Annotated in this window: 23 protein-coding genes; 16 read left to right on the top strand and 7 right to left on the bottom strand. The window is 55.8% G+C overall.

Annotated elements, in window-relative coordinates; all coding sequences use genetic code 11:
* Positions 1-104: 104 nt before the first annotated feature.
* Both ACPLPM_RS02620 and ACPLPM_RS02615 read left to right on the top strand, forming a co-directional pair.
* A complete protein-coding gene (locus ACPLPM_RS02620; RefSeq protein WP_424358682.1) occupies positions 105-698 on the top strand; it encodes a hypothetical protein in 594 nt (197 codons plus the stop codon).
* Between the two features lie 93 nt (positions 699-791).
* Positions 792-1352, top strand: coding sequence for a hypothetical protein (locus ACPLPM_RS02615; RefSeq protein ID WP_424358681.1), 561 nt, complete (start codon positions 792-794; stop codon positions 1350-1352).
* Between the two features lie 30 nt (positions 1353-1382).
* On the opposite strand, the gene ACPLPM_RS02610 is transcribed toward ACPLPM_RS02615, so the two are convergent.
* Together ACPLPM_RS02610 and ACPLPM_RS02605 are read right to left on the bottom strand one after the other, a co-directional pair.
* Positions 1383-2105, bottom strand: coding sequence for a glycosyltransferase (locus ACPLPM_RS02610; RefSeq protein WP_424358680.1), 723 nt, complete (start codon positions 2103-2105; stop codon positions 1383-1385).
* Positions 2106-2380: 275 nt separating this feature from the next.
* Entirely contained in the window at positions 2381-4861 is a 2481-nt protein-coding gene (locus ACPLPM_RS02605; protein ID WP_424358679.1) for a cation-translocating P-type ATPase, read from the bottom strand.
* Between the two features lie 171 nt (positions 4862-5032).
* Between ACPLPM_RS02605 and ACPLPM_RS02600 the strand changes: the two genes are divergently transcribed.
* The 7 genes from ACPLPM_RS02600 (at position 5033) to ACPLPM_RS02570 (ending at position 13202) form a co-directional block, all read left to right on the top strand.
* On the top strand, positions 5033-5698 hold the full coding sequence (locus tag ACPLPM_RS02600; RefSeq protein WP_424358678.1) for a DtxR family transcriptional regulator: 666 nt from the start codon (positions 5033-5035) through the stop codon (positions 5696-5698).
* Positions 5695-7602 (top strand): ferrous iron transport protein B, encoded by a 1908-nt coding sequence (gene feoB, locus ACPLPM_RS02595; protein WP_424358677.1) that lies wholly within the window; start codon positions 5695-5697, stop codon positions 7600-7602. The genes ACPLPM_RS02600 and feoB overlap by 4 nt, the downstream gene beginning before the upstream one ends.
* A gap of 125 nt (positions 7603-7727) precedes the next feature.
* The gene (locus tag ACPLPM_RS02590) at positions 7728-8783 is read left to right on the top strand and encodes a hypothetical protein (RefSeq protein WP_424358676.1); all 1056 of its coding nucleotides are present in this window, start codon (positions 7728-7730) and stop codon (positions 8781-8783) included.
* A 163-nt stretch (positions 8784-8946) separates the two neighbouring features.
* Entirely contained in the window at positions 8947-10662 is a 1716-nt protein-coding gene (locus ACPLPM_RS02585) for a hypothetical protein (RefSeq protein WP_424358675.1), read from the top strand.
* Positions 10663-10938: 276 nt separating this feature from the next.
* A complete protein-coding gene (locus tag ACPLPM_RS02580; protein WP_424358674.1) occupies positions 10939-11745 on the top strand; it encodes a hypothetical protein in 807 nt (268 codons plus the stop codon).
* A gap of 161 nt (positions 11746-11906) precedes the next feature.
* Positions 11907-12653 carry a hypothetical protein gene (locus tag ACPLPM_RS02575; protein WP_424358673.1) on the top strand — a complete coding sequence of 249 codons (747 nt, stop codon included), beginning with the start codon at positions 11907-11909 and terminating at the stop codon, positions 12651-12653.
* A gap of 69 nt (positions 12654-12722) precedes the next feature.
* The gene (locus ACPLPM_RS02570; protein WP_424358672.1) at positions 12723-13202 is read left to right on the top strand and encodes a hypothetical protein; all 480 of its coding nucleotides are present in this window, start codon (positions 12723-12725) and stop codon (positions 13200-13202) included.
* 2 nt (positions 13203-13204) lie between these two features.
* On the opposite strand, the gene ACPLPM_RS02565 is transcribed toward ACPLPM_RS02570, so the two are convergent.
* A complete protein-coding gene (locus ACPLPM_RS02565; protein WP_424358671.1) occupies positions 13205-13948 on the bottom strand; it encodes a ribonuclease Z in 744 nt (247 codons plus the stop codon).
* Positions 13949-14004: 56 nt separating this feature from the next.
* Entirely contained in the window at positions 14005-14370 is a 366-nt protein-coding gene (locus ACPLPM_RS02560) for a helix-turn-helix domain-containing protein (protein ID WP_424358670.1), read from the bottom strand.
* A 401-nt stretch (positions 14371-14771) separates the two neighbouring features.
* Between ACPLPM_RS02560 and ACPLPM_RS02555 the strand changes: the two genes are divergently transcribed.
* Genes ACPLPM_RS02555 through ACPLPM_RS02540 form a run of 4 tightly spaced genes read left to right on the top strand, consistent with a single transcriptional unit; the run spans position 14772 to position 18300 of the window.
* Positions 14772-15239: a hypothetical protein gene (locus tag ACPLPM_RS02555; RefSeq protein ID WP_148266574.1), complete on the top strand. Its 468-nt coding sequence runs from the start codon at positions 14772-14774 to the stop codon at positions 15237-15239.
* Positions 15240-15273: 34 nt separating this feature from the next.
* Complete coding sequence (locus tag ACPLPM_RS02550) at positions 15274-16119, top strand: ABC transporter permease (RefSeq protein ID WP_424358669.1); 846 nt, start codon at positions 15274-15276, stop codon at positions 16117-16119.
* Positions 16053-16940, top strand: coding sequence for an ABC transporter permease subunit (locus ACPLPM_RS02545; RefSeq protein ID WP_081477308.1), 888 nt, complete (start codon positions 16053-16055; stop codon positions 16938-16940). Before ACPLPM_RS02550 ends, ACPLPM_RS02545 begins: the two co-directional genes overlap by 67 nt.
* Before the next feature lie 4 nt (positions 16941-16944).
* A complete protein-coding gene (locus tag ACPLPM_RS02540) occupies positions 16945-18300 on the top strand; it encodes an RCC1 domain-containing protein (RefSeq protein WP_012035926.1) in 1356 nt (451 codons plus the stop codon).
* 268 nt (positions 18301-18568) lie between these two features.
* Here ACPLPM_RS02540 and ACPLPM_RS02535 read toward each other — a convergent pair whose 3' ends face one another.
* A complete protein-coding gene (locus ACPLPM_RS02535; protein ID WP_424358668.1) occupies positions 18569-19321 on the bottom strand; it encodes an RAD55 family ATPase in 753 nt (250 codons plus the stop codon).
* Positions 19322-19991: 670 nt separating this feature from the next.
* Between ACPLPM_RS02535 and ACPLPM_RS02530 the strand changes: the two genes are divergently transcribed.
* Complete coding sequence (locus tag ACPLPM_RS02530) at positions 19992-20555, top strand: hypothetical protein (RefSeq protein ID WP_424358667.1); 564 nt, start codon at positions 19992-19994, stop codon at positions 20553-20555.
* The gene (locus ACPLPM_RS02525) at positions 20491-21093 is read left to right on the top strand and encodes a DUF429 domain-containing protein (protein ID WP_424358666.1); all 603 of its coding nucleotides are present in this window, start codon (positions 20491-20493) and stop codon (positions 21091-21093) included. The genes ACPLPM_RS02530 and ACPLPM_RS02525 overlap by 65 nt, the downstream gene beginning before the upstream one ends.
* Before the next feature lie 525 nt (positions 21094-21618).
* Here ACPLPM_RS02525 and ACPLPM_RS02520 read toward each other — a convergent pair.
* The gene (locus ACPLPM_RS02520; RefSeq protein ID WP_424358665.1) at positions 21619-22404 is read right to left on the bottom strand and encodes a sugar phosphate isomerase/epimerase family protein; all 786 of its coding nucleotides are present in this window, start codon (positions 22402-22404) and stop codon (positions 21619-21621) included.
* 63 nt (positions 22405-22467) lie between these two features.
* Between ACPLPM_RS02520 and ACPLPM_RS02515 the strand changes: the two genes are divergently transcribed.
* Positions 22468-23067 (top strand): DJ-1/PfpI family protein, encoded by a 600-nt coding sequence (locus ACPLPM_RS02515; RefSeq protein ID WP_424358664.1) that lies wholly within the window; start codon positions 22468-22470, stop codon positions 23065-23067.
* A 535-nt stretch (positions 23068-23602) separates the two neighbouring features.
* Here the strand turns inward: ACPLPM_RS02515 and ACPLPM_RS02510 are convergent.
* A complete protein-coding gene (locus ACPLPM_RS02510; protein WP_424358663.1) occupies positions 23603-23944 on the bottom strand; it encodes a hypothetical protein in 342 nt (113 codons plus the stop codon).
* Positions 23945-23947: the final 3 nt, after the last annotated feature.

The raw sequence follows: 23947 nt of genomic DNA, 5'->3' as shown, positions 1-23947 counted from the left end.
AAAAGGATTTGGAGGTACACATATTTAACCTAATCGGGCCTGTGTAACGCTGTCTCACTACTGTTGGCAAAACTTCTTCTGGCATGAAGACAGTATCGGCACTGATGAAGAAAAAGGTGGCTCTGATCTGTCTCGTCTGCCTGGCCCTGGCGATTCCCATCGCAGGGTACGCAGAGCAGGGCTTTGAAAAAAAGGAAGGAATGCCGGCGAGCCCGACAACTGCTCAACCCCCCATCACGACGATGCCCAAAGCCACTGTGACTCCAACAGCTGCTGCTCCGATAGTAACTACCCCAGTAGCGACGGCTATAGCAAACCCCACGGTTGAGCCCCCCGCCAGGGCTACGCCTTTTCCGGGCACCGTAACAGTGAATGAGGCTGATCCGGAAGCGGCCAGGTACCAGGGCACCTGGGACACGCCATACGGTCTCCTGACCCTGACCGCCAGCGGAAAACATGTGCATGGCGAATATGCCTACGCGAACGGAACGATGGAAATGGCGCTTTCCGCAGATGGCAAGTCGATGGTGGGTAAGTGGTACGAGGAGCCCACCCGGCTGCCGCCCAGAGACTCGGGCAAGATCGCCTTCACCCTCTCCGACGACGGTAACATCCTCCACGGGAAGTGGTGGTACGGCGAAAACGAGTATGGCGATATATGGGATGGCGCCAGGGTCAACGATGCGAGCGCCAGTTAAAAACATTAGTATATTCTTTAGCCGGGCACCGTGCAGGTTACTCCCCAACCGGTGCGTAAGCTCTTTAAGGAAATCATGCTTAATTTACCGGTTATGAAAAAAGTCATTGCGCTGATCTTCATAGCCGGCCTGGTTCTGGCCATGTCCGGCTGCACCATCCCCGGGATCAACAAAGTAGTTCCAGGCCAGAGCAACCCAACTGCAACCCCTGCTTCGGCCCCGACAGCGACGCCTAAAGCAACTGCGACTGCCACGGCGACGGCTACTCTGAAGCCCACGCTAACCGCCACAGTAGCTCCCACAGCTGCCCCAAGCGGCCAGAATGAGACCACCGACCCCGAGGTCGCGAAGTACAAGGGTACCTGGGACACAACCTACGGCATGATGACCTTCACGGTCAAAGGAAACCACGCCAGCGGCGTGTACACGTGGCAGAACGGCACAGTCGAGGCCACGCTCTCCGACGACGGCAAGACCATGGACGGCATGTGGTACGAGGAGCCGACCAGGCTGCCCCCCAATGACGCTGGCAGGTTCACCTTCACCCTCTCCGAAGACGGCAACACGATCGAGGGAGAATGGTGGTACGGCATGGACGACTACGGCGGCGGCTGGTACGGCACCAGGGTCAGCGACAGCGGCGCCGGATTCTGAAGCAGATAAGAAAAACGGTTTTTTATTTTTTCAGTCACGCTGGACGTAGTCCTCGTACTCGGTCTTGTGGAACTTGAAGATCTGGAACCCGAGCCTCCGGTTCTGCGTCTGCTCGAACAGGTCCATGTAATATTTCAATGTCCCGTAGAGGCCGTCCTTTTCCAGGCGCCTGGACGAGGTGATCGTTTTCCGCCGGGCGATGTACCTGGTCCTGCCGATCCGCCGGAGCTTGATGCTCATGTCCAGGTCTTCCAGATGACATAAACGGAAGCCGCCCAGCTTCTCGAAGACATCCCTGCGGATGCACACGTTGAACCCGGGCAGGGTGGCGCCTCGGAGCACGCTTCTCAGGGTATAGTAGGAGTTGGTCACATACTCTGCGAACAGCAGCTTCGGGCTTCTCCGGGTGAACTTGAACGCGCACGAGCAGGCGATCAGGTCCTTGTTCTCGAAGGCTTTCCCGATCGTTTCGAGGTAGCCGGGAAGCAGGATAGTGTCAGAGTCGATGAAAATCAGGATGTCGCCTTCGGCGAGCCTGGCACCCTCGTTGCGGGCGCGGGCGGTACCCCGCTCCGTGCACGCCTGGACTTTGGCCGTGTACTCCCGGGCGATCTCCACGGTCCTGTCGGTGCTGCCCGAGTCAGAGACGATCAGCTCCCAGGTCCGGGAGGTCTTCTGACCCTTGATCGAATCGAGGCACTGGCGAATCCGCTTCTCTTCGTTCAGCGCCGGCACGATGATGGAAAAGTCCATACTATCAGTGATACCGTTACAGGCGTTACACTGGATAAACCTTTTGGATACTGAAAAAACTTCGACTCATAACACAGGTAACTTAAAAATGCGATCCTGCACACGATCGCTGCGCTGTGCCAGGATCACAGATTACGACAGATGCCGCAGATTGCACAGATACGGCTTGAATTGAAATATGTGGCTGTAATCCTATGACTTTATACGATAGCCATCTGTGAAATCCGTTCAATCTGTATCAATCTGTGATCTGGCACAGCGCAGCGTTCGTATTACTATTTGGGCACCAGCTCCTTTCTAAACTTCCACATCTTCACCAGCTCCTGCCAGAAGATCAGGCAGAAGGCGAATGCGATCACCCCGGCGAGCTGGACTATCGTTATCGGGGCGAGCTTGATGCTCTCCGCGATGCCGGGCAGGCCGAGGACTGCGAGAGTGATGCCGGCCACCAGGATGAGCATCAGGTTCAGCATCCGGTTCGAGAAGACGCCTAAACTTAATAGCGGCTCGTGATCGGATCTCGCGACGTAGGCGAGGGAAACCTGGCCGGCCAGCCACGCGAAGAAGGCGATGCTCCGGGCGGTCTGGAGCTCTACACCGGCGGCCAGCGCCAGGGAATAGGGCACCATGACCGCCAGGAACAGGCTGATGCCGGAGAAGGCGATGCGTTTCATCATGGGCCGGTCCACGAGCGTCTTTTTCGGGTCCCTGGGAGGCCTGGTGAAGATGGTCTTCTCCGCGGGCTCCACTACGAAGGTGCTGGTCGCCATCAGGTCCAGGGTCAGCTCCAGGATGATGATGTTGATCGGAGAGAACGGGAACGGCGCGTTGAAGAGGACGGAGATCAGGAAGATCAGGATGAGGGCTGATTTGACCGAGAGGTAATATTTCACACCCTTGCTGAGGTTGTCGAAGAACTTCCGGCCCTCGAAGATACCGTCTCCTATGGTGCGGTAGTTGTCGTCCGCGACGATGATGTCGGCCGCCTCTTTGGCGGCGTCCGTGCCCCGGACTCCCATGGCGATGCCGATGTCGGCGCCTTTCAGCGCGAGCGCATCGTTCACCCCGTCGCCCGTGACGGCCACGACTTCGCCGTTCTCGTGCAGCGCCCTGACCAGGCGGTACTTGTGCTCCGGGGTTGTGCGGGCGAACACGGACACGGTCTTTATTGCGTCCCTGAGCTGCCCGTCTGACATCGAGTCCAGCTCTTCGCCGGTGACTACCCTGTCTGCGGGGATGCCAACGGCTCCGGCGATCTGCCGGGCGGTAAGAGGGTGGTCCCCCGTTACCATGATGGTCCGTACCCCGGCTCTCATAGCCTGGGCGATGGCATCGCCGGCCTCTTTCCGGGGCGGGTCTTCGATCGAGATGAGCCCGGCAAGGGTGAGGTCCCGCTCCAGCTCCGGGAACGGCAGGGACTGATCCGCGGCGGGCACCGCGCGCCTGGCTACGGCGATGACTCGCCTGCCTTCGCCGGTCTCCTTCGCTATGGCGTCCCATTCCCCGGGGCCGGAGGTGCCCCTCGTCGACCGCAAAATCTCTTCGGGCGCCCCGGATACGAAGAGCTCGAAAGTGCCGTCGATCTCCCGGAGGACTGCGCGTGACTTCTTTCCGGTTCCCAGGCCCCGCTGCCTGATCACCACGCCTCCGACGGGCTGTACTCCTTCCTGCTGGCACTTCTCCCGGATGGCCCGGTCTGTCGGAGACGTGGAAGTCTCGGTCTGCGCCCCCATAGCCGCCTCCAGTACTTCCTTCCTGCCATCGGCCGGGTAAATGCTCGCGACGCTCATCTGGTTGTACGTGATGGTGCCCGTCTTGTCCGTCAGGATCACCGTGGCGTTGCCGAGCACTTCCGCGGCCTTGATCTTCTTCACCAGCAGGTTTTTCCGGGACAGGGTGAAAGCGCCTACTCCCAGCACGATGGTGATGATGAGCGGAAGCTCTTCCGGCACGGTGGCGAACACGAGGGACAGCGCGGTCAGGATCATCTGCCGGGGCTCCTGCCCTCGCAGGAAGCCCAGCAGCGGGATGGTGACGCTGAAGAACACGGCGATGACGACCAGCTTCTGGGCGAGCGACTTCATGGATTTCTGGAGCGGGGTCTTAGGCTGCTCGATGGTCTTCGCAGAGCTGGATATCTGGCCTATGCGGGTTTCTTTCCCCGTGGCGAGGGCTTCGGCTTTGCCTTCTCCCCCGATGATCATGGTACCGGCAAATACAGGGTCTCCATCAGCCTTGTCCAGGGGCATCGATTCCCCGGTCAGGGCGGATTCGTCAGCCTGCAGGCCGTATGACCGGATAACTTTACCGTCTGCGGTCACCAGCGTGCCCGGCGTCAGCACGAGGTGATCTCCGGGTACTACCGTTTCAGTCTCGATGGTCCGGACTTTGCCATCGCGCACCACCCGGGTTACCGGGGAGGCCAGCTTAGCCAGCGAGTGAATCGCCTTCTTGGCCCGGAACTCGTTGCCGATCTCCACGGACAGCAGCAGCACGATCACAATGACGATGGTGGCCGCATCTCCCAGGTCGCCCCACAGGCTGTACAGGATGCCTACGCCGAGCAACAGCAGCATCAGCGGCTCCTTTATCTCCTTTATCGCTATCTTGAGAAAGGAGATTTTCTCGACCTTCGAGAAGATGTTCCTCCCGTAGGTCTGCAGCCTCCGGGCCGCCTCCGCGCTGCTCAGCCCGGCTGATGCCGGGCTATAAGTGACTTCTACTGTCGCTTCTTCAGCTGTTGCCTCTTTTTCCATGTTGACCAGCCACCAGCCTCCCTACTTTATTTTATTAAAATAAATATATATGTGTATTATTTCGCCAATCGGACCATATGCTGCTCGGTGTGCATGCCCCCATCTCGCATAGGAAAGTATTAATATTAGGCAGGCCTAACAATTAGGCATACCTAATTGTGTCTGATCACTATGAGAAAAAACATCACAGAAGAGTACCTGGAGACGATCTTATACCTCACGAGGGGCGGAGCCCGGGCTAAGACTCGGGACATCGCGCAGGCCATGGGCATCAAGCCTCCCAGCGTCAGCGAGATGCTGCTGAAGCTGCGAGACCAGGGGTACATCGACTACATGCCTTACGAAGGCGCCGCTCTCACCGAAGAAGGTCGCGCCGAAGCGATCAGGATGGAGCGCAAACACCAGCTGCTGGAAACGTTTCTGGTCGGCACGCTCGGCGTGGACACCGACACCGCCCACGACGAGGCGTGCGAGCTGGAGCACTCCGTGTCGGATGACACGATGGAGAAGATCTGCTCCTACCTCGGGCATCCCCGCTACTGCCCTGACGATCACCCCATCACCAGGGGCGAGTGCTGCGACAAGGCAGACGTTACCATGCCCCTGTTCGACCTGAAAGAAGGCGAGGAAGGCATCATCAGGGTGATCACCCTCGACAACAACACCCGGGACTACATGCTTTCGTTAGGGTTTCTGCCCGACGTGCCGGTCTACGTCAAGAAAAAGCTTCCCTCAAACAGCCTGCTGATCAGGATCAAGGGTTCGGAGATCGCCATCGGCCGGGACATCGCCTGCAAGATTCTGGTCTCGAAGACAGCCCCGAAAGTGGTAACATGAGGCCCGAAAAAGCGCTCAAGGTAGCGCTCATTGGCAACCCCAGCGTGGGCAAGAGCACGCTGTTTTCCAGGCTCACCGGCATCGGCGTCCTCATTTCGAACTACCCGGGCACCACCATGGAGGTGGCCCACGGCCGGGTGATGCACGACGAAATAGGGCTCGACCTCACAGATTTGCCGGGCATCTACTCGCTGGACACCCTGAACCCGGAAGAGAAGACGGTCATTAACTACCTGAAAGAGGAAAAGCCCGACATCATTCTCAACGTGATCGACTCGACGCGGCTGGAGCGCAACTTGTACCTGACGCTGGAGCTGCTAGAGCTGGACATCCCGGTCATCGTGGCCCTCAACATGGTAGACGAGGCAGCCATACTGGGCATGCAGATCGATCACGAGCAGCTCGCCGGCCTGCTGGGCACGGTCGTCATACCGACCTCCGCCCAGAAAGGTATGGGCCTGGAAGAGCTGATGCACGCCTTCCGGGAGCCCCGGGAAGCAGGCGCGCAGCGCCACGTGCGGTACGACCGCCACGTGGAAAACTACATCTCGCAGCTTAAGGCCATGGGCCTGCGGCGGAACGAGGCAGTCCTCCTGCTATCCCACGGCAAAGTGGAAGGCCGGTCGGATGAAGTAGCTACAGCCGTAGCCATCATGAGGGACGAGATCACCAGCTCCCACGAAGCGCCGGTGCTGGAAATCCTCGCGGGCAACCGGTACAGCGAAGCCGGGCTCATCTCCCGGAGCGTCATGCACCACAAGCCGGCCTCGCAGATGTCGCTGCGGGAGCGCATCGACGACCTGCTGGTCAGCCCGATCTGGGGCTTCATCATCCTGACAGCAGCCATGCTGGCCATGCTCCTGACGGTCTTCTTCGTGGGCGGCTTCCTGGAAGAGCTGATCGTCGGCACCTTCGATCAATACATTCTTCAACCCGTTACGTCCGCGCTGGCGGCACACCCGCTGATCCAGGTCATCGTCGAGTATACGCTCATCGGCGTACAGGCGGGCCTCGGCATCGTGGTGCCGTACATCATGACGTTCTACGTGCTCATGGCGCTGCTGGAGAACTCCGGCTACCTGACCCGAGCGGCGTTCCTGCTGGACGAGATCATGCACAAGTTCAAGCTGCACGGCCGGGCCATGATCCCCATGATCCTCGGCTTCGGGTGCAGCGTGCCGGCCATCATGTCGACCAAGGCGCTGCAGACCCGCAGGGAACGGATTATCACCGCGACGCTGGTCTGCCTGGTGCCCTGCTCGGCCAGGAGCATCGTCATCCTCGGCCTGGTCGCCAGCTTCGTCTCGATATGGGCGGGGCTGTCGATCTACGTCCTCATGCTGATCATCGCGGTCGTCGTGGCGTGGATTCTCGGGAGGATGGTCAAAGGCGAAGAAATGGGGCTGGTGCTGGAAATGGTGCCTCTCCGGGTGCCTGGCGTCAAGGACGTCGTCGACAAGACCTGGATGCAGATGAAGGAGTTCATCTACGTGGCCTTCCCGCTGCTCATCGTGGGCAGCGCAGTGCTCGGCGTGCTCCAGTACGTCGGCTTCCTGGGCCTGATGAACAGCCTGCTCTCCCCGATCACCACCGGCTGGCTGGGCCTGCCGGACTTCACTGCAACCGCGCTGATCTTCGGCATCCTCAGGAAAGAGATGGCGCTGGAGACGCTGGCCATCATGGCGGGCACCGCGAACTTCAGCCTGGCGATGACGCCGCTGCAGATGTACGTGTTCGCGGTCTTCACCACGATCTACATGCCCTGCATCGCCTCGATCGCCATGCTGAAAAGAGTGCTCGGCTGGAAGGACACCACCTGGATCACCATCCTGACAGTCATCCTCGCGCTGATCGTCAGCGGCCTGATAGCGCAGCTGGTGCCGGTGATTATGAGCTTGATATAATCACCTGCCTCAACTTTTTTGTCCGTCCGTAGTTCCGGACACCTGTATATATGCCGCTATAAATTAACCGATTATGATAGAAGCCTTATATATACAGAATTATTTACAGGCTTGTGACGATAAGTATGACTGGCCTGTCGAAAATTATTCCCATTACCATAATGCTGCTTCTGGCCCTGTCCGGGCTGACCCCGGTATTTGCCATAAACTCGATTGAACTGGTCAGCCCTCCGCCCATGGATCCGGCATACCCGAACCCCGGTTCGGTCACCGGGCGGGTGACGACGCAGAATGCCAGCCAGGGCATACCCGGGGCGTACGTGGCGATCGTGAACGCCGCCGACTTTTCTCAGGCGTTCTACGAGGGACAGGCAGACGAAAACGGCTACTACACCTTTACGGCTGTCAACAACACTATGACCGGGGCTGGCCCATGCCTTTCCTACTGCGTCTATGCCAACGATACCAGGTTCCGCGAGGGTGTCTCTAACCCGTTTGCCGTCTGGGAAAATACGACCGCCACCGTAAACATCGTCGTCCCGGGCTTCCCACACGGCGTCGACCCTACTCCGGATACTACGAGGACCTCGTCGGGCTTCATTGTCGAGCACGTCCCCATGCCGGACGAGGTCAGGCTGAGCGCGCATCCGGACACCATCATGGCAGGAGGGAACGTGTCTGTGATCACTGCCCAGCTGTACCTGAACAGTGTACCATACTCACGGTCGGGAGTCACAATCACGTTTTTCACCGATAACGATACCATCGGGTACCTGCCGGCGGAAAAGATGATAGCGACCGACTCGGGCGGCCGGGCCATGATCAATCTGACATCGGGCAATATCTCCGGCCAGGTCAACGTGACCGGGTTCTGCATTATTGGCATCAGCCGAAATATTACAGGCTCCTGCACTGCCTGCATAGAAAGCACTACATGCTGGCAGAGTACGGTTATCGATATGAACAGTACGGAAGCCTCTAACACCCCTGAAGTAGCGAATGGTAGTTACGAGAACGTGACGCTCGCCCACGTGCCAGAAAACTCCGCGGAAACGGGGGTGCCCGCGGCGCCTGGACCTGCACCATCATCGACGACGGGAATTTTGTACCCTGCCTTGCTGATACTGCTGGTTGCAGTGGCCGGCTTTACAGTGTATATACTGGCGTTCAGGAAAAAATAGAAGTCCGTTCCGGGGAATGGCAAGCAGCTGGAAGATCCATAACCGCTTGCCTGGCAAACTATTTATATAAAAGTATTATATATAACATCATTAATAGTGCAGGCCTTATGTCCATCGTAAAGTAGCCCGTAGCAACGATGCTCTCAGAAGCGAGGAGACAGCAATGAGAATAGCTAACAGAACTATACTGGTTATGTTGATGATCATCCTGATCACCATCCCGGTCACTATCACAATGCAGCCGGTATTGGCAAGCTCACCTGATCACCCGTACGATGGGGCGGTCAGCGGCAGAGTCACGACCCAGGATGCGAACGTCTACATCCCCCACGCACGTGTGGCGATCGTCAATGCAGCATCCGGCCAGGAGCTGTACGTCGGGGAGACCGACGGCATGGGGTTCTTCCAGTTTCCGGGGGTTGCCAATACCTGGGACACTAGCACAGGCCAGTACGCGCAGAGCTATAAAATCCACGCCAGCAGCAGCCTGTTCGGCGATGGGTATTCAGGCAGCTTCGCCGTAGAGCAGAGATCAACTGCTCCCGCAAATGTCGTAATATATTCAGATATACAGGTAGCCTCACCGACTCCGACTGTCACGCCGGCATCTATGCCTTCCCCCACGGCAACCGCTACCCCGGTTTCAACTCCGACCCCCTCGCCAGCTGCCACGCCAGTGCCGATACCTGCAGATCATGCGGGTTCGGTCAGCGGCAGAGTTACCGCCGGCAGCCCGGAAGAAGGAGTTCCGAACGCTTACGTAGCCATTGTCTACGCGTCTAACACCAACCACAGGATATATACTACGTCTACCGACGCAAACGGATTTTATCAGTTCCCCCGGGTGCAGGACACCTGGAACAGTACGCTGGGCAGGTATGAGGCCGGCTACAAGATATACGCAAGCCATCCCATGTTCGGCGAAGGATACTCTAACGCCTTCGCGGTGGAAGCCCGTTCGACCGCTCCTGCCAACGTCAAGATTTGGCCCGCTCCGACACCGGCTATTACAGCTACACCCACCCCTCCGACACCCGTGGCAACAGCGTCGCCTGTCACCACACCGACACCAGCAGCCGTTCCCACACCCAGGTACTTTGAGGATATCAATGGCACTGTCGATGCCCAATTCCTGAACCTGACCGGGAACACGGTTTACGCCCCGGAAGGAACTCGCATGGATAGCCTCGTCAGGGATGGCCGGATTGCGATGCAGATGCGGTCGCCTGAAAATGAAACTGACAGCTTTATGGTGCTTCGGGTCAGCCCTGTAAACAATTCGACGGCAACAGTCACAGATGCAAGCCTGGTGTCCAGAAAAGAGGCTTCGCTCAACGGTCGAAACGTGACTGTGTACGCAAGCGCTGATCTCAACGGCATACCTTCGAACGCCACGCTCGGGATCAAAGTCACCGCCCCGGAGGATATTAACGAGAGTAGGGTCCCTGAAGCGTTGAGCCATGCAGGCCTCAATAACAATAGCAGCAAGGTGCTCGCCGTGGTCGAAGTGATCAAGGAGAACCTCGAGAACGGGAGGGACATCAAATCCGGAAGCCTGACCATCACCATCCCCAGGCCTGCCGATTTCGACACTGACGGCAGCTATAAAGTGATCCGGGAAAGCGACGGCCAGTACTCTTTGCTGGATGCCCGGCTGATCGGCAGCCCGGATGTGGAGACGCTGACCTTTGAGATCGTTTCACCCGGAGGCTTCTCGACCTTCACGCTGGTAGTAGTGGCTGCTCAACCATCGGCCGTATCTCCGGCCGGGACGAGCGGTGGCATGAGTGTCCCCATCCTGCTTGGGGGTGTGCTTATAGTTACGCTGGCTATGCTCCTCTGCATAGCGGTGTACTGGCAGGTATTCAGGAGGAAATAGGCCGGCGTAGCCGACGCTTTTTCTTGGGGTTGACGCATCCTCTTGCTGCATATCGGCTCGTATCAAACCACTGCCAGCCGCTCTTTTTTTGACGCCATCCCCCCTACTCCACGCTTTTCGGGAAACGACGGCGCCATCCTGTTAAATATCACGTAATTATTATATAAATATATGGAGTAGAGTAGCTTGTCGGATAAGCGGAGGCTTACGATGAGCAAGGCGAGTAATATCATCCTCATTACAGCGTTGATAATTGTTACTATATGCGGCAGTTTTATGCCATACGGGTTCGCCCAGGAAACTTCGGGCAGCGTCAAAGGCTGCATCACCGTGAACGGCGTTCCGCAGCACGGTGTATACGTCAGCGGATTCGGCCTTTCCGATGTCACGGATGATCAGGGCAGATACGAGCTGCCGGCCATTACCAATGGCAGCAGAGGCACCATCACAGCTACGTTTAACGAATACTCGGCAGACAGCGGGGAGCTGACATTACAAAACCCGCCCTACCCCGACGTGAACCTGAACATCGCCATGCCGGTAATAACGCCCACTCCCACGCCTCATATTACACCCACCCCAACCATTACCCCTACCCCCACCCCCACACCTACTCCCACCGTTACACCAACTCCGACAATCACACCTACCCCAACTATCACACCCACCCCCACGATTACACCTACACCGACGGTCACACCTACCCCTACCGTTACGCCCACCCCCACTCCGGCTCCGGCACCTGCCGGCGGCTACTCGTTGCCCGTCGGAACGGTGGCGTGGCCGCCCTCGGACGTCTCGTGGGCCATGACATCGCATAATGTAGACGGAAACCGGACATCAGCCCAGCCCAATAATCAGTCCAATGCCACCCTTTCGGCTAATGTAATAGACGCCGGGCTGCCCGGCGGCGCTTCTGCGCTGACCCAGGACATCAATACACCCTCGTGGAGGCCTAATACCAGCTCCGGCGCTACAGCCGGTTTACCGGGCCTTCCGGTAGATATCCCGCTGTTCGCGCTGATCGTCGCCTGCGCAGCCTACGTCGGGTTCGTAGCGTACTCCGTGATAAGAAAGGGGTAGAGATACCCCTTCTACCGGCCAATAGGAAATAAGTTGGTTTTTTATTTAATAACATATATAAAGTTGTTTTATACTAAATGTTCGTTATCTAAAGTATGTCTGCGACAGCGCATGCTGATCTATGACTGCTTCATCGATCCATGTGCATAGAGAGGTTCACTATGATCAGGGCAAGATATGTGGCATTACTTATCGTCGGGGCACTTCTTCTCGGCACACTGGCCCTGCCCACGGCTATCGCCAAACACTCCGGCCACGACAACGACGACAGCCGGCTTGTAAACGTCCTCGTTTCGCTGATCACCGGCCATGAGTCGGACGATAAGGAAGAGACCGGGGAGAAGGACAGGGAAGACAAGGACGATGACAGAAATGAGAACGAGAACGAAGATAAGGACGAGGATGAAGATGAGGGCGATAAGAAAAAGCCGAAAGTAACACCCACGCCTGCCCCTCCGGCGCCAACGCTCAAACCTACACCTACACCTACACCTGCATCTACACCTGCATCTACACCAGTAGCTACACCGATACCAGTAACAGAACCAGCTCCGACAGCCACTCCCGCTCCAACTCCGACACAGGATTCAGTCTTTTCACGGGCTGTCTATACGCCCCCGCTGAGCATCTCGTATTTGGAGCTGAACCCTCCCCCTCTGGTTGAGAGAATCCAGGCACACAACCCGGGTAATTCGACGCAAAATGGCTCTGCGATAAAGATGGACACGGCACTGCCAGGCGCTGCCCTGATAGATGCGGTGAACCTCCCTCACTGGAAGGCTAACGTGAGCGCAACATCCGGGACGCCGCGAGGATTAGACCTGCCGGCAGGAGCCATCATCCTGCTGTTCCTGGTCTGCGGAGCCCTGGTGAGCTACACGGCCTACTCCATGATATGGAAAGGCTAGCGGAGGCGTGAGTTGATAAAGATACACAAAATAGCCCCGGTAATATTACTGTTAATGATGATATGCAGCATGGTATCGCAGGTAGCCACGGCAGAGCAGGTCAGCATGATTGTGGGGCGGATCACGGTAAACGGCCACCCCCAGGAAAACGTCGCGGTCTCAGGCTTCGGCACTACTGATCGTACCGGGCCTGACGGCCAGTACGCCCTCAAGTTCGAATCCGCCGGCGCAGGGGTCATCAACGCCACCTACGACGGCCACCATGCGAGCAGCGGCCTGATAGTCATCCCCTCCGGCCCGCTGATCAGGGCCAAAGATCTGGATATCCAGATTCCGTACACTGTGGCAGGCACAGTAACGGCAAACTCGGACGTGCAGACAACCCCAAAAGTGTGGACCCGGGTCCCGGCCCCCATAGGCACTGTCGATGCAGCCCAGATCGCAGATCATGGCCGGCCGTTTGACATCTCCGGGGCCATCATCTTAATCAGCGGAGCGGTCTGCATTGCGTTCATCTGCTTCCTGATCTACGTGACCGTCCGAAAATGAGGCTACAAATCGAGGAACATGTCGTCGAAGCTGACCGTGATGTTGCCCGCCTCCCGATCGACGAAAGCCTGCACCTGCCGCCGGCTCTCCACCGTCGGGTAAAGCGCCGCGTTGAAGTGCACCAGCACCACCCTTTTTGCGCCCGACTTCTTCGAGACGACGACCGCATCCTCCGGCGCCAGGTGGGGCCAGGAGGATCGCTGCTGGCCGGAGAGCGCCGAGCACTCCGTAATGAGACTGTCTGCACCTCTGCCCAGTTCTACCAGGTTGTCGCACAGGCCCGTATCAGTACAGTACGAGATGACCTTGCCCCCGAGCCTGAACCGGAAGCCGATGCAAGGGGAAACGTGCACCAGCGGCCGGAAGTCCTCGAGGAATGGCACTGCCTCCCGGTTTTCCGGCAGTTCCCGGATGTCCACTTTGAAGGGCATGCCGTCGATCGGCACGGTGTACGGCTGCCGCAGGATATCGCCGAGAATTTTCCGGGTGCCTTCCTGGCCGAAGATTTGCAGGCCCCGGGGGAAGCTCAGCCGGACGATGGTGTGGAGGCCGCCGATGTGGTCGAGGTGGAAATGGCTCAGGAAAAGATAGGCGGGCTTATCCTCGGTCATGTACCGGTCCAGCTTGTGGATGCCGTTGCCCGCGTCCAGAATGATGTAGCCCTCCGGGGCGTCGATCAGCACGCAGACGGTGTTGCCGGTCTCGTTATCGTACCAGCCGTTGGTGCCGAGGAAAATGACCTTCATGTGCATTGACCTTGTATAAAGTTGTTCCCCCGGGATATTAGCTCTTCTGTCGGCAGTCAGGTGAACTGCTCGATAATCGCTCTTACACGCCGGTTAAACTCAGGTATGGTACATATGAGGAGGACATATCCCCTGCCCTTTTCAGTTAAAGTATAGGTCGTGACATTAGAATTAATATCTCCGGACAGCCGGGCGACCAGGCCTCTGGCAAGCAGCGAGCTCTCAGCCTTATACCGCTTTCCCATGCCCCACATAGCCCCCCTGACATGGGAGGGCCACGTGCCTACTACATTCATGATCTGCTGAATATTGCGAGGCTCGCCGCAGACGAACAGGTAGACGAGAATTTTCATGCGAATGACGCTCTTTCGCATCGCGTGCATGATCTGGCAGTAGTCCTCATAATCTCTTTCTTCACCCATTGGCATCAGTTTGGTGTATAAAAGTAGGTAGCCATATAATTTATGTCACAAAACGTTAACGATTAAATAATTATTTTAAAAGCGGCATTTTCAGCCCTTGGAGGAAAACGACGGCATACTATTTTACGGCTTTTAACAATTGCAAAAGTATCTGCCCTCCCCGATATAAATACCAGAGAAGCCATAACAAGTACATGCAACCCGAGCGCATGATGTAATGCTTGCCACGAGAGTTGCACATCAAAAGGAGGGGATTAAAGAGACATAAAAGCGATGTGAGTGCATTTGAGATGCTACGAATAGGCCGGAAGGCTCAGGCCGCCAGACAGAGGTCCAATATCGGCCTGGCAGGCGTAAGCCATCCGAGACAAAAGACTGAATACCCCCAAAGGAGGAATTCAATGCTTAAGTACAAACTACCATTAGTGATCATATCAGCATTATTACTTTCGGTGATTGCAAGCGGAAACGCGTTTGCATACTCCTGGAGTAGTAATGACGGAATAGAAAAATCAAGAGCAAACGACTTCAACAGTCCGCAGTGGAGAAGTACCATCAGTCAGACGATCTCCGTCAGCAACGGCGTAACCCTGTCGTGGGGAAACGAATGGAAGAATGACTACTCCGCTCCACTGTTTTACAAATGCCAGTGGAGTTCTGGATGTGCAGGTGGCGGCTCCTTCGAATCTTCAGGCACATTGCCAGCGTATTACGGTGTAAGTAGTACGGTGTCTATGTATTCCGGTGCAGTGAATATGCCCTACTCGGGATACACTGATACGTTAAACAACAACCACCTGTATAAAGACGATAACCCGTACTGGAAGGGTACCGACTTCAACACAGCGCAGCGTATGACCAGATCTTAATATTTTTTCTTTTTTCTTTTTTCGGAGGCTAAACGTGAGCAACTTGGGTAGTATCGCAAAAAAAGAGTGCGTTGACCTTATCAACAGTAAAATTGTACTGCTGGGCGCTGCGGTGTTGCTACTTTACGTCGGCGTAAACCTGTACGAATATCATCATGCCCTTTCGAGCGGCCTGATAAAAAACATAGAGTTCAGTAGTTCCGTTCTTTCAGCCATGTGCACGCTGACGCTTTATGGCAGCTTTTTCTCCGTTATCATCGGGTTCTCCAGCATAGCTAACGAAAAGAAAAATCACGCCCTAAATACTCTAATCGTCAAGCCGCTGTACAGAGACACGATCATAAACGGAAAGCTCCTCGGGGCCTGCTGCTTTATGTCTCTCGTTTTCGGGTTCGCCCTGCTCATATACGTATCGGGGCTGCTCATGCTTTCCGGGGAATATATCTCTACCTTCATCCTCGACTTCGCGGCAAAGATCGCTTTTGTCTACCTGCTGTCGCTGATCTACGATCTCATCTTTGTCACGCTTTCGATGACCGTCGCGATCATCGTAGACAAACAGGCGATTGCGTTAATCATATCCACATTGATAGTTGAGATGTTCGATTTCATAGTCGGTGTTAACGTAACTCAAACCATATCTCACATAATAAATTCAATTATGCCAGTAAACATGGATGCAATTGAATACTTCATCGTCCTGTTATCACCGAAAGGAGTTATAGGCTTAATAATTAATAACAGTAACATTTTCAGCCCGATTTACGGCGCCTGTGATGTTATCGGATCGTTGAGCAGTTACGTCATCAGGCTATGCCTTTACCTCTTTTTATCGGTCATAGTATGCTACATGGTATTTATGAGGAGGGATATAGTATGACGGGCAATCAAAATGTAACGGGCATCATAGCAAAAATAGCCCTCAACGAGCTTGGCAGGATATATAAGAGCCCATTTGTGATCATTATATACATAATATTTATTGTTAACATTTTTTTAACTGGTTACGGAAGCCAATTTTTTGATCAAGCATGGGTAAGCCAGCCAGGAGAAGGGGATGTGTTTATACGCATTGCTATCGGAGACGTATTTTATTACACATCGTTATTTTGCGCCATCACCGCCATGTTTTTTGGTGTATTATCAGTGCTTGACGATAAAAATTCGCACGCTTTGAACGTATTACTCTCCAAACCGGTATATCGCCGAGACGTCCTGATTGGAAAATTCGTCGGCATCAACCTATTTTCGATTATTCTAATCACTGTCACTCTGGCAGGCTCGTTATTAATGCATATGCTATTCAACGGGATACCCGGCTTGATGGACGAATTATTGATCAGGGCTGTATCGTTGATCGCGATACTTTCGATGGAGTGTGCTCTGGTGTCCGGGATCACCATGCTGTTCGGGCTGGCGTGTAAAAATTTGCTCGAGGGAGTTGCCGTTACGATAACGTTCTTATTCGTCGAATGGGAAGGGAGCCTGACCAGGTACCTGGGGTCGTTTAAGATACTGAGCCCGCACGAGCTGTATTTTACGATTTTTCACGTCGACAAAGCTAAGCTGCTTATCGATACGACGGTGCCGTACTATGTCTGGCTCAGCGCTGCAGCCCCGTATATTTTATTCATGCTGCTGGAGATCATCGCCATCGTAGCGTTAAATTGCATCATCTTCTCCAGATCAGACGAGGTGTAAGACCATGAGTAAGACATATCTTTGTGTTATCGGAAAAATACTATGCATCACAGTATTGCTATCTGCATTCGTCATCCTGATGCCTGCCACGGCATTTTCAAAGGTGGTGTCGATCGATGCACAAGCGGATGTTTCTGTCGCCCTGAATGACAATGGTACGGTGTTCATGTGGGGCGATACCAGGGATGGCACGTTCCGGTCTGATGAACCGGTCTTAGTCGACATCACTAACATAACTGCGGCTTCTGCAGGCGTTTTTAACGCGTTGTTCCTCAAGGACGACGGAACCGTGTGGGCGATTGGTGACAACGAATACGGCCAGCTAGGAGACGGGACGAGAGTCGACAGTTCGAAAGCGGTTCAAGTACAGTGCCTGAGCGAGGTGGTTGCCATTTCCGCAGGCGATTGCCACAACCTGGCGCTGAAGAGAGACGGGACCGTATGGGCCTGGGGGTGTAATCTTTTCGGGCAGATTGGTAACGATAATGTCGGCCATGACGAATTGACACCGGTACAAGTCCCAGGACTGTCCGGCGTCAAAGAAATTTCTGCAGGCTACATGGGCTCTAAAGCCATTACAGGTGACGGCACCGTATGGGCCTGGGGCATAAACGAATACGGTCAGATCGGGGACGGGACTAAAGAGATCAGGAGCCTGCCAGTCAGGATATCCATCAATAACGTATCTGCGATAGATACCGGGGAATACGGCACTTCGATAGCTTTGAAAAGCGATGGATCCGTGTGGACATGGGGTAACAATGGGCAGGGTCAGCTCGGAGATCCTGCGGAAGACACCTTAAGCATGATGTTGCCCGTATCAAACTTAGGCAGCGAGAGGCTTGTCCCCGGGAAAACGGGTGGCCTGTACAACGTCACCTCAGTCTCTGCAGGTGCCCGGAACTCGCTGGCCGTGAAAGATGATGGTACGCTCTGGGTATGGGGTGAGAACCAGGAGGGCCGCTTTGGCAACGGGCTGAAATTCGGCCGGGATAGTATCCGGCCCGTGATAGTACCTGGTTTAAACAATATAGTATCGGTCAAGGCAGGAGCTTCGTATATGCTTGCACTGTCAGATGATGGGACGGTATATGGATGGGGAAAGAACATTTTCGGCGCTGTCGGTAACGGTGAAAGATCAGAAACTGTCGTCAAGCCTTTGATAGTAATCAAAGGCACAGTCGATTCACAGGATTCTAATACTACGGAACTCCCCGTGACTGAGGATAAACTATCTGTAGACAGTAACGATGGAAGTAGTCAGTCACAGCCAGATTTGAACCTTGGCCTTGCAGGTATGGCCGTATTTATTGTCACGGTTCTCCTCGGCATAGTAATTCTCATACGGACGAGAAAATGAAAAAATGTCAGGGCAGTCAACATAAAAACACCTTACGGGAGCGATATAACAAATAGTCAGCCGCCGTCTGCTCCGAGGCCTATGCAGCATCCTTGGCGGTGGTTGCCGGGTGCCCGCCGGCAGCTCGTCAAGGGATACTTTGAAGGGCATGCCATCGATGGGAACGGTGTGCAGCTACCGCAGGATACCTCTCAAAATTTCCGTCGTCACGGCCTGCCTGAAGATCTGTAGGCCCCGGAATTCGTTAAAAGAAGTACAGATGCCCCGGCTACTTTCTGCCCGGGTGCATCTCCTCTAAGGTCGCGTCGTGGTCATCCACGTTGAAGTAGTACATGCGAGGCGAGTAGTTGGAGTCCCGGAGCTTGCGGATCTGCAGCACGTCCCGGGGATTGTCCTCCATGTCCACCTTGGAGACCCAGATCACGCCGTCCACGATGTGCTCCAGCGCCTTGACCAGCTCGGGCCTGTGCGCGCCCATGTGGATGGTGAACAGAGAAGTGGTGCCGTTGTTCTTCTGGGTGGCCATCTGGTGGTGGATGTAGTGCAGGATAGCCCGCTCCGAGTCGCTCGACAGCAGCAGCGTCGTCAGCGAGTCCACGATGCCGCGCAGGTTGTTGTACGGCTCGACCTCCGCGGTCGCCTGCTTGACCGCGTCCCTGACCTCGTTGATGTTCGAGAGGTCGTGGCAGACGTACTTCCACTTGGAGACGAACTCCCCCCACCCGAAGGCGTCGGTGAAGCCGTCGATGACGATCAGCTGCCCGTTGGTGATGTTCTCCTCCGGCTCCAGCCCGAAGGTGCTCAGAGAATTGATGATCGCCTGGGGCGGGTGCTCCATGTTGAACAGGTAACAGTACTCGTTATTCAGCAGGCCCTCCGCGACGAACTTCGTCTGCAGAATGCCCGACTTGGCGCCCGTGTCCTCTTCCAGCAGGATCAGCGAGCCCCGCGGTATGCCGCCGTCGAGAGCGTTGTCCAGGTCAGCGATGCCGAAGCTGGCGCGGTTCTTGATCTCGGTCATAAAAACCCCTGTATCTCGTACTGTAATACTCGCTGTTGTAAGTTATTATACGTATCGGTAGCCGCTCAGGATAGTAACACGAACGCTGCGCTGTGCGTTTCTGATTGCTCTGAGGACGTGAGACAGCAACACGAACGCTGCGCTGTACGTTTCAGATTACTCTGAGGACGTGAGACAGCAACACGAACGCTGCGCTGAGCCAGATCACAAATTACGACAGATGACACAGATTGCACAGATACGACTCGGTAAGAGGGGAAATGGTTTACTCTAATATGAATGATCTATTAACTATCTGTGCAATCTGTGTCATCTGTCGTAATCTGTGATCTGGCACAGCGCAGCGTTAGTCCACGTTCACGAATACAGGGACAACATCTTATCGAGTACCAGAGTAATCAAAAGATAGCACAGCGCAGCGTTAGTCCACGTTCACGAGTACAGGGACAACATCTTATCGAGTACCAGAGTAATCAAAAGATAGCACAGCGCAGCGTTAGTCCACGTCCACGGGCACAGAGACAACTCTTATACCCATCTCCGGAATTATTACGCCATCACAGTGCAGCGTACGATACATGTGCAATCGGATGCTGGGACAGCCCTCGCTCATTTCTACGTAATGTTTATATGTCAGGCGGGGTTTTCCTATATAGACGGGGGCTATGTAGTGAAGAAGGCACTGTTAATCGCACTGGTTCTGGGAATCGCGGCGCTGGCTGTTTCAGCAGGCGGCTGCACGGACATCATCAATCCGCTGAGCAGGCCGAGCCCGACCCCGTACGTGATCTACGGCCCGGTATCCCCCACTCCGACCCCGACGCCCGTCGTCCAGGTAACAGCTACCCCCAGTGTGGTCGTCACCAATTCGCAGCCCAGCGACGCGGTAGAGCTTATTCTTGCCCCTGTGGACAGCAGAGTCTTCACCACCGAGAGGGGCCTCAACGGCCAGTTCGAGAACTTCACCATGTTCGTGTGGAACCACGACAGCAAGGATGTGAAAAACGTCCGCATCATCGTGACCATCGGGGATAACGCAGGGGGCAGCGTCCACTACCAGATCTTCGACGTCGGCGACTTCGCCCGGGGCGAGCAGCGGCAGGTCTGGCTGGTGACCGAAGAGCACAAGGATGCAGACTTCATGATAGTCAAGTTCAAGGTGACCTGGGGTGAAAACGGCGAATACTACTCGCCGCAGAATTACCAGAAAAACCTGCGGGCCTTCAGCTATTAGCTACGCGGGCATAGACCTCGCGGCGCTCCCCAAAAACCAGACCGGCGCCTGCGTTCTTTCTAACGGCGAGTATCGCTGCGCTACCCTCCGGTCCGACGAGGACATCCTGCAGTTCATCAGGGACGCAAAGCCGGCCGTCATCGCCATCGACGCCCCCCTCACCCTCCCCCGGGGCCGGTGCTGCTTCGACGACGCCTGCTGCGGCACCCGCAAAATCCGGGAATGCGACCGCATGCTAATCAGCCGGGGGCACAGGGTCTTCCCGCCCGGCTTCTCCTTCATGAAACAGCTCACCCTCAGAGGCGTCGCCCTGCGAAAAATCCTCGAGGCCGAGGGCTATCGCCTCATAGAAGTCCACCCCAGGACCAGCATCCGCATCCTCGGCACAACCGTCGACTTCGGGGCTTCGCCTAAAACAGAGCATGAGCGAGACGCCTGCGCGGCTGCAATCGTGGCGAAACTGTACGATGAAGGGCAGGCCGAAGAGCTCGGCGACGACGAAGGCGTGATCGTCATACCAAAGGCACCTCGGGAATAAACCACGGCGACACTGCTCTGTATCCTGACAACTGAAGGGCGGAGGTTCTAACCACGGCGGCACGGCGGCACAGAGACAGCGCGAGAAACGATAGCAAGTTGGTTATTTGAACCACGGCGGCACGGCGACACAGAGACAACCCGTACCTGAATAGCAAGGCTCCTTTTTTTATTGATCCACGGCGGCACGGCGGGCTGACGGCACGGAGACAATCCTTTTTTAGTTACTATGCTGGAGAAACCGGGAATCCCCATATACTTAGTTTACTGACTATGCGGTCACTTGTAAATATCGAAATAGCCTGTAAAATGATTTTGGGTAATGCGCTGTCTCCGTGTCGTCGTGGATTTAAAAAGAGTAACCTGTTCGGCGTCGCAGTTGTCTCCGTGCCGCCGTGCCGCCGTGGTTACAATCACCATCTGGCCAATGCATTACGCAGTTGTCTCCGTGCCGCCGTGCCGCCGTGGTTCTATTTACCACCATGTTGATGCAAGTCGCACTGTCGCCGTGGTTAGAACATTAGATTCAAACGTTGTCCCACAGGTCTTTGAACAGGTCTTTGCTGATCTCGAGGTACTGTCGGTTGTGGGTGAAGACTTCGAAGGTGACGGTGCGGTTGTACCCGGCCGCTTTCAGGGCTCTGACGACCCGGGGCCAGTCGATGTTGCCCATGCCCAGTGCTAAGTGGAGGTCGGCTTCGACGTTGTGGCCGCCTTTGTTGTCGTGGGCGTGTAAGTGGTATAAGCGGTCCTTGAAGGTCTCGATGAAGGCGACGATGTTGTTGCCGCCGGCGCAGGAGATGTTGGCGTGGCCGATGTCGAGGTGGAATTTGGCCCGGGGCTCGAGCTCGAACAGCTTTTTGAAGTCATCGGGGGTCTGGTCGACGTTTTCCACGGTGATGGCCATGCCGCTCTTCTCCGCCCGGTCGCACAGGATCGTCAGCGAGGAGGCCATGTTCCTGATCAGTTCCCGCCGGTCGAACAGGCCGAACCTGGTGTGCATGTGCACGGTGACCAGCTTCGCTTCCACGGCTTCGGCGAACTCGATCACGTCGAGGACCTGCTGTACGGTGGCCTCCCGGATTTTCGGGTACGGGTTGCCGATGTTCCAGCCCCAGGGCGTGTGGCAGGTGTAGAACAGCCCGAGCTCGTCCTTGAGCGTTTTCAGGCTGGCCGCGCCGGGGTTAAGTTTCTCCAGCGTGCTATTAGGCCCTTCGAGGCTGATCTCTACGTAGTCGAAGCCGGCGTCTCCGGCGTAGGTGATCTCCTGCCCTATGTTTCCGCGGGGGTCGGCGAGCGAACCTGTGAACATTATCAGTACTGTTCGCCTGCAACCGTTATAACGTTTACCGGGAAGGGGAACAGCTATTTACATGTGAAGCGGCATAACCCTGCAATTAGCATGGCTTCCGGCATGTCCTTCGTCCAGATCGTGGTCCCCCAGCAGAGCTTCCACGACGAGGAGCTCGCTTATCTTAAAAGTTATTTTGCGGCCGCCGGAGCCCTGGTGCTGGTCGCGGGCACCGAGATGTCCCCCATGAGAGGCATGCAGAACAGGATGGTCACCCCGGACAACACCATCGCCAGCATCAGCGTCACAGGCATCGACGCCTTACTCATTTTAGGCGGCAACGGCTCGCCAAGGTACCTCTGGGCAGACGATACGCTGCAGCGGAAGATCCGGCAGGCCTACGTCAAAGGCAAGGTGATCGGCGCCACCGGGCTCTCGGGCGTCGTCCTCGCCCATGCCGGCGTGCTCCAGGGCCGAAAAGTCGCCGCCACCCAGCAGGTGGCCGTGGTCAACGAGTACAAGCGCTACGGCGTGCCCTACGTGAGCGATCCGGTAGTCGTCTCCGACACCGTCGTCACCACCACCGGGCCCGAACAGTCCAAAGTCTTCGGCAGCACCGTCATGGGCCTCATCGTCGCCCTGGCAAAGCAGAGGAAAAAGGCGCACTACACCGGCCACCGTTGAAATAAATCACAATAGCAATAACCGTTTCTAACATTGCAGCACAGCTCTTTATCCTGACAACTGTAGATCAAATATTTGAACCACGGCGGCACGGCGACACAGAGACCGTGCGACTCGCGATAAGCCGGATGGTAACTGGAACCACGGCGGCACGGCGACACCAAGACAATGGCGATCCACTACAAGCCAGTGGTAACTAGAACCACGGCGGCACGGCGACACCAAGACTATGGTGAACCGGTAAAAGTTAACTCTTTTTCAGTCCACGGCGACACAAAGACAGAGCATTAACCATAAGCTTACTAACCAATCGTTTCAGCCTGACTTTCGATCGATAGCCTGAAGGAAGCTAAACATAGTCGTCTCCACGCAGTCAGCACGCCGTGCCGCCGTGGATCAATAAAAAGGTTTCTTGCTATTCGGGTACGGTTGTCTCTGTGTTGCCGTACCGCCGTGGTTCAAATAACCCTCCAGCCATCGTTTCTCGCTCTGTCTCTGTGTCGCCGTGCCGCCGTGGTTTCAATTACCACACATATCATCGGGGCATGGGGGCGTTCTCCACAACGGCTTTCAGCTCGTCATACCGCTCTCGCACTATGTGTTTGAAGTCGACGGGGTTCTCCCTGATCCGCTCCGCCACTTCCCCATCTCCCAGATACTCCAGCCACGAGGCGACCCACAGGCCTTCTTCGCCGGTGAAGGCCACGAGGTAGTCGACGAGCTCCTGTAAGTTCATTAACGGCTTGTCGTTGAAGTAATAGGGATTTTTGTCCTTCGGGTTGAAGAGTGCCTCTGCGATGGCCTGGTCCGGCCCGGGTTTTTCGGATCTTGCCGGCGCTGCCGGCCTCTTTTTACTGCGGGATGCTTTGCTGCTCATTAA

The organism is Methanocella sp. MCL-LM, assembly GCF_049676595.1.
In the GTDB taxonomy this organism is placed as follows: Archaea; Halobacteriota; Methanocellia; order Methanocellales; family Methanocellaceae; genus Methanocella_A.
Note: the sequence above shows the minus strand (reverse complement) of the source record. Positions and strands in the feature narration are given on the sequence as shown.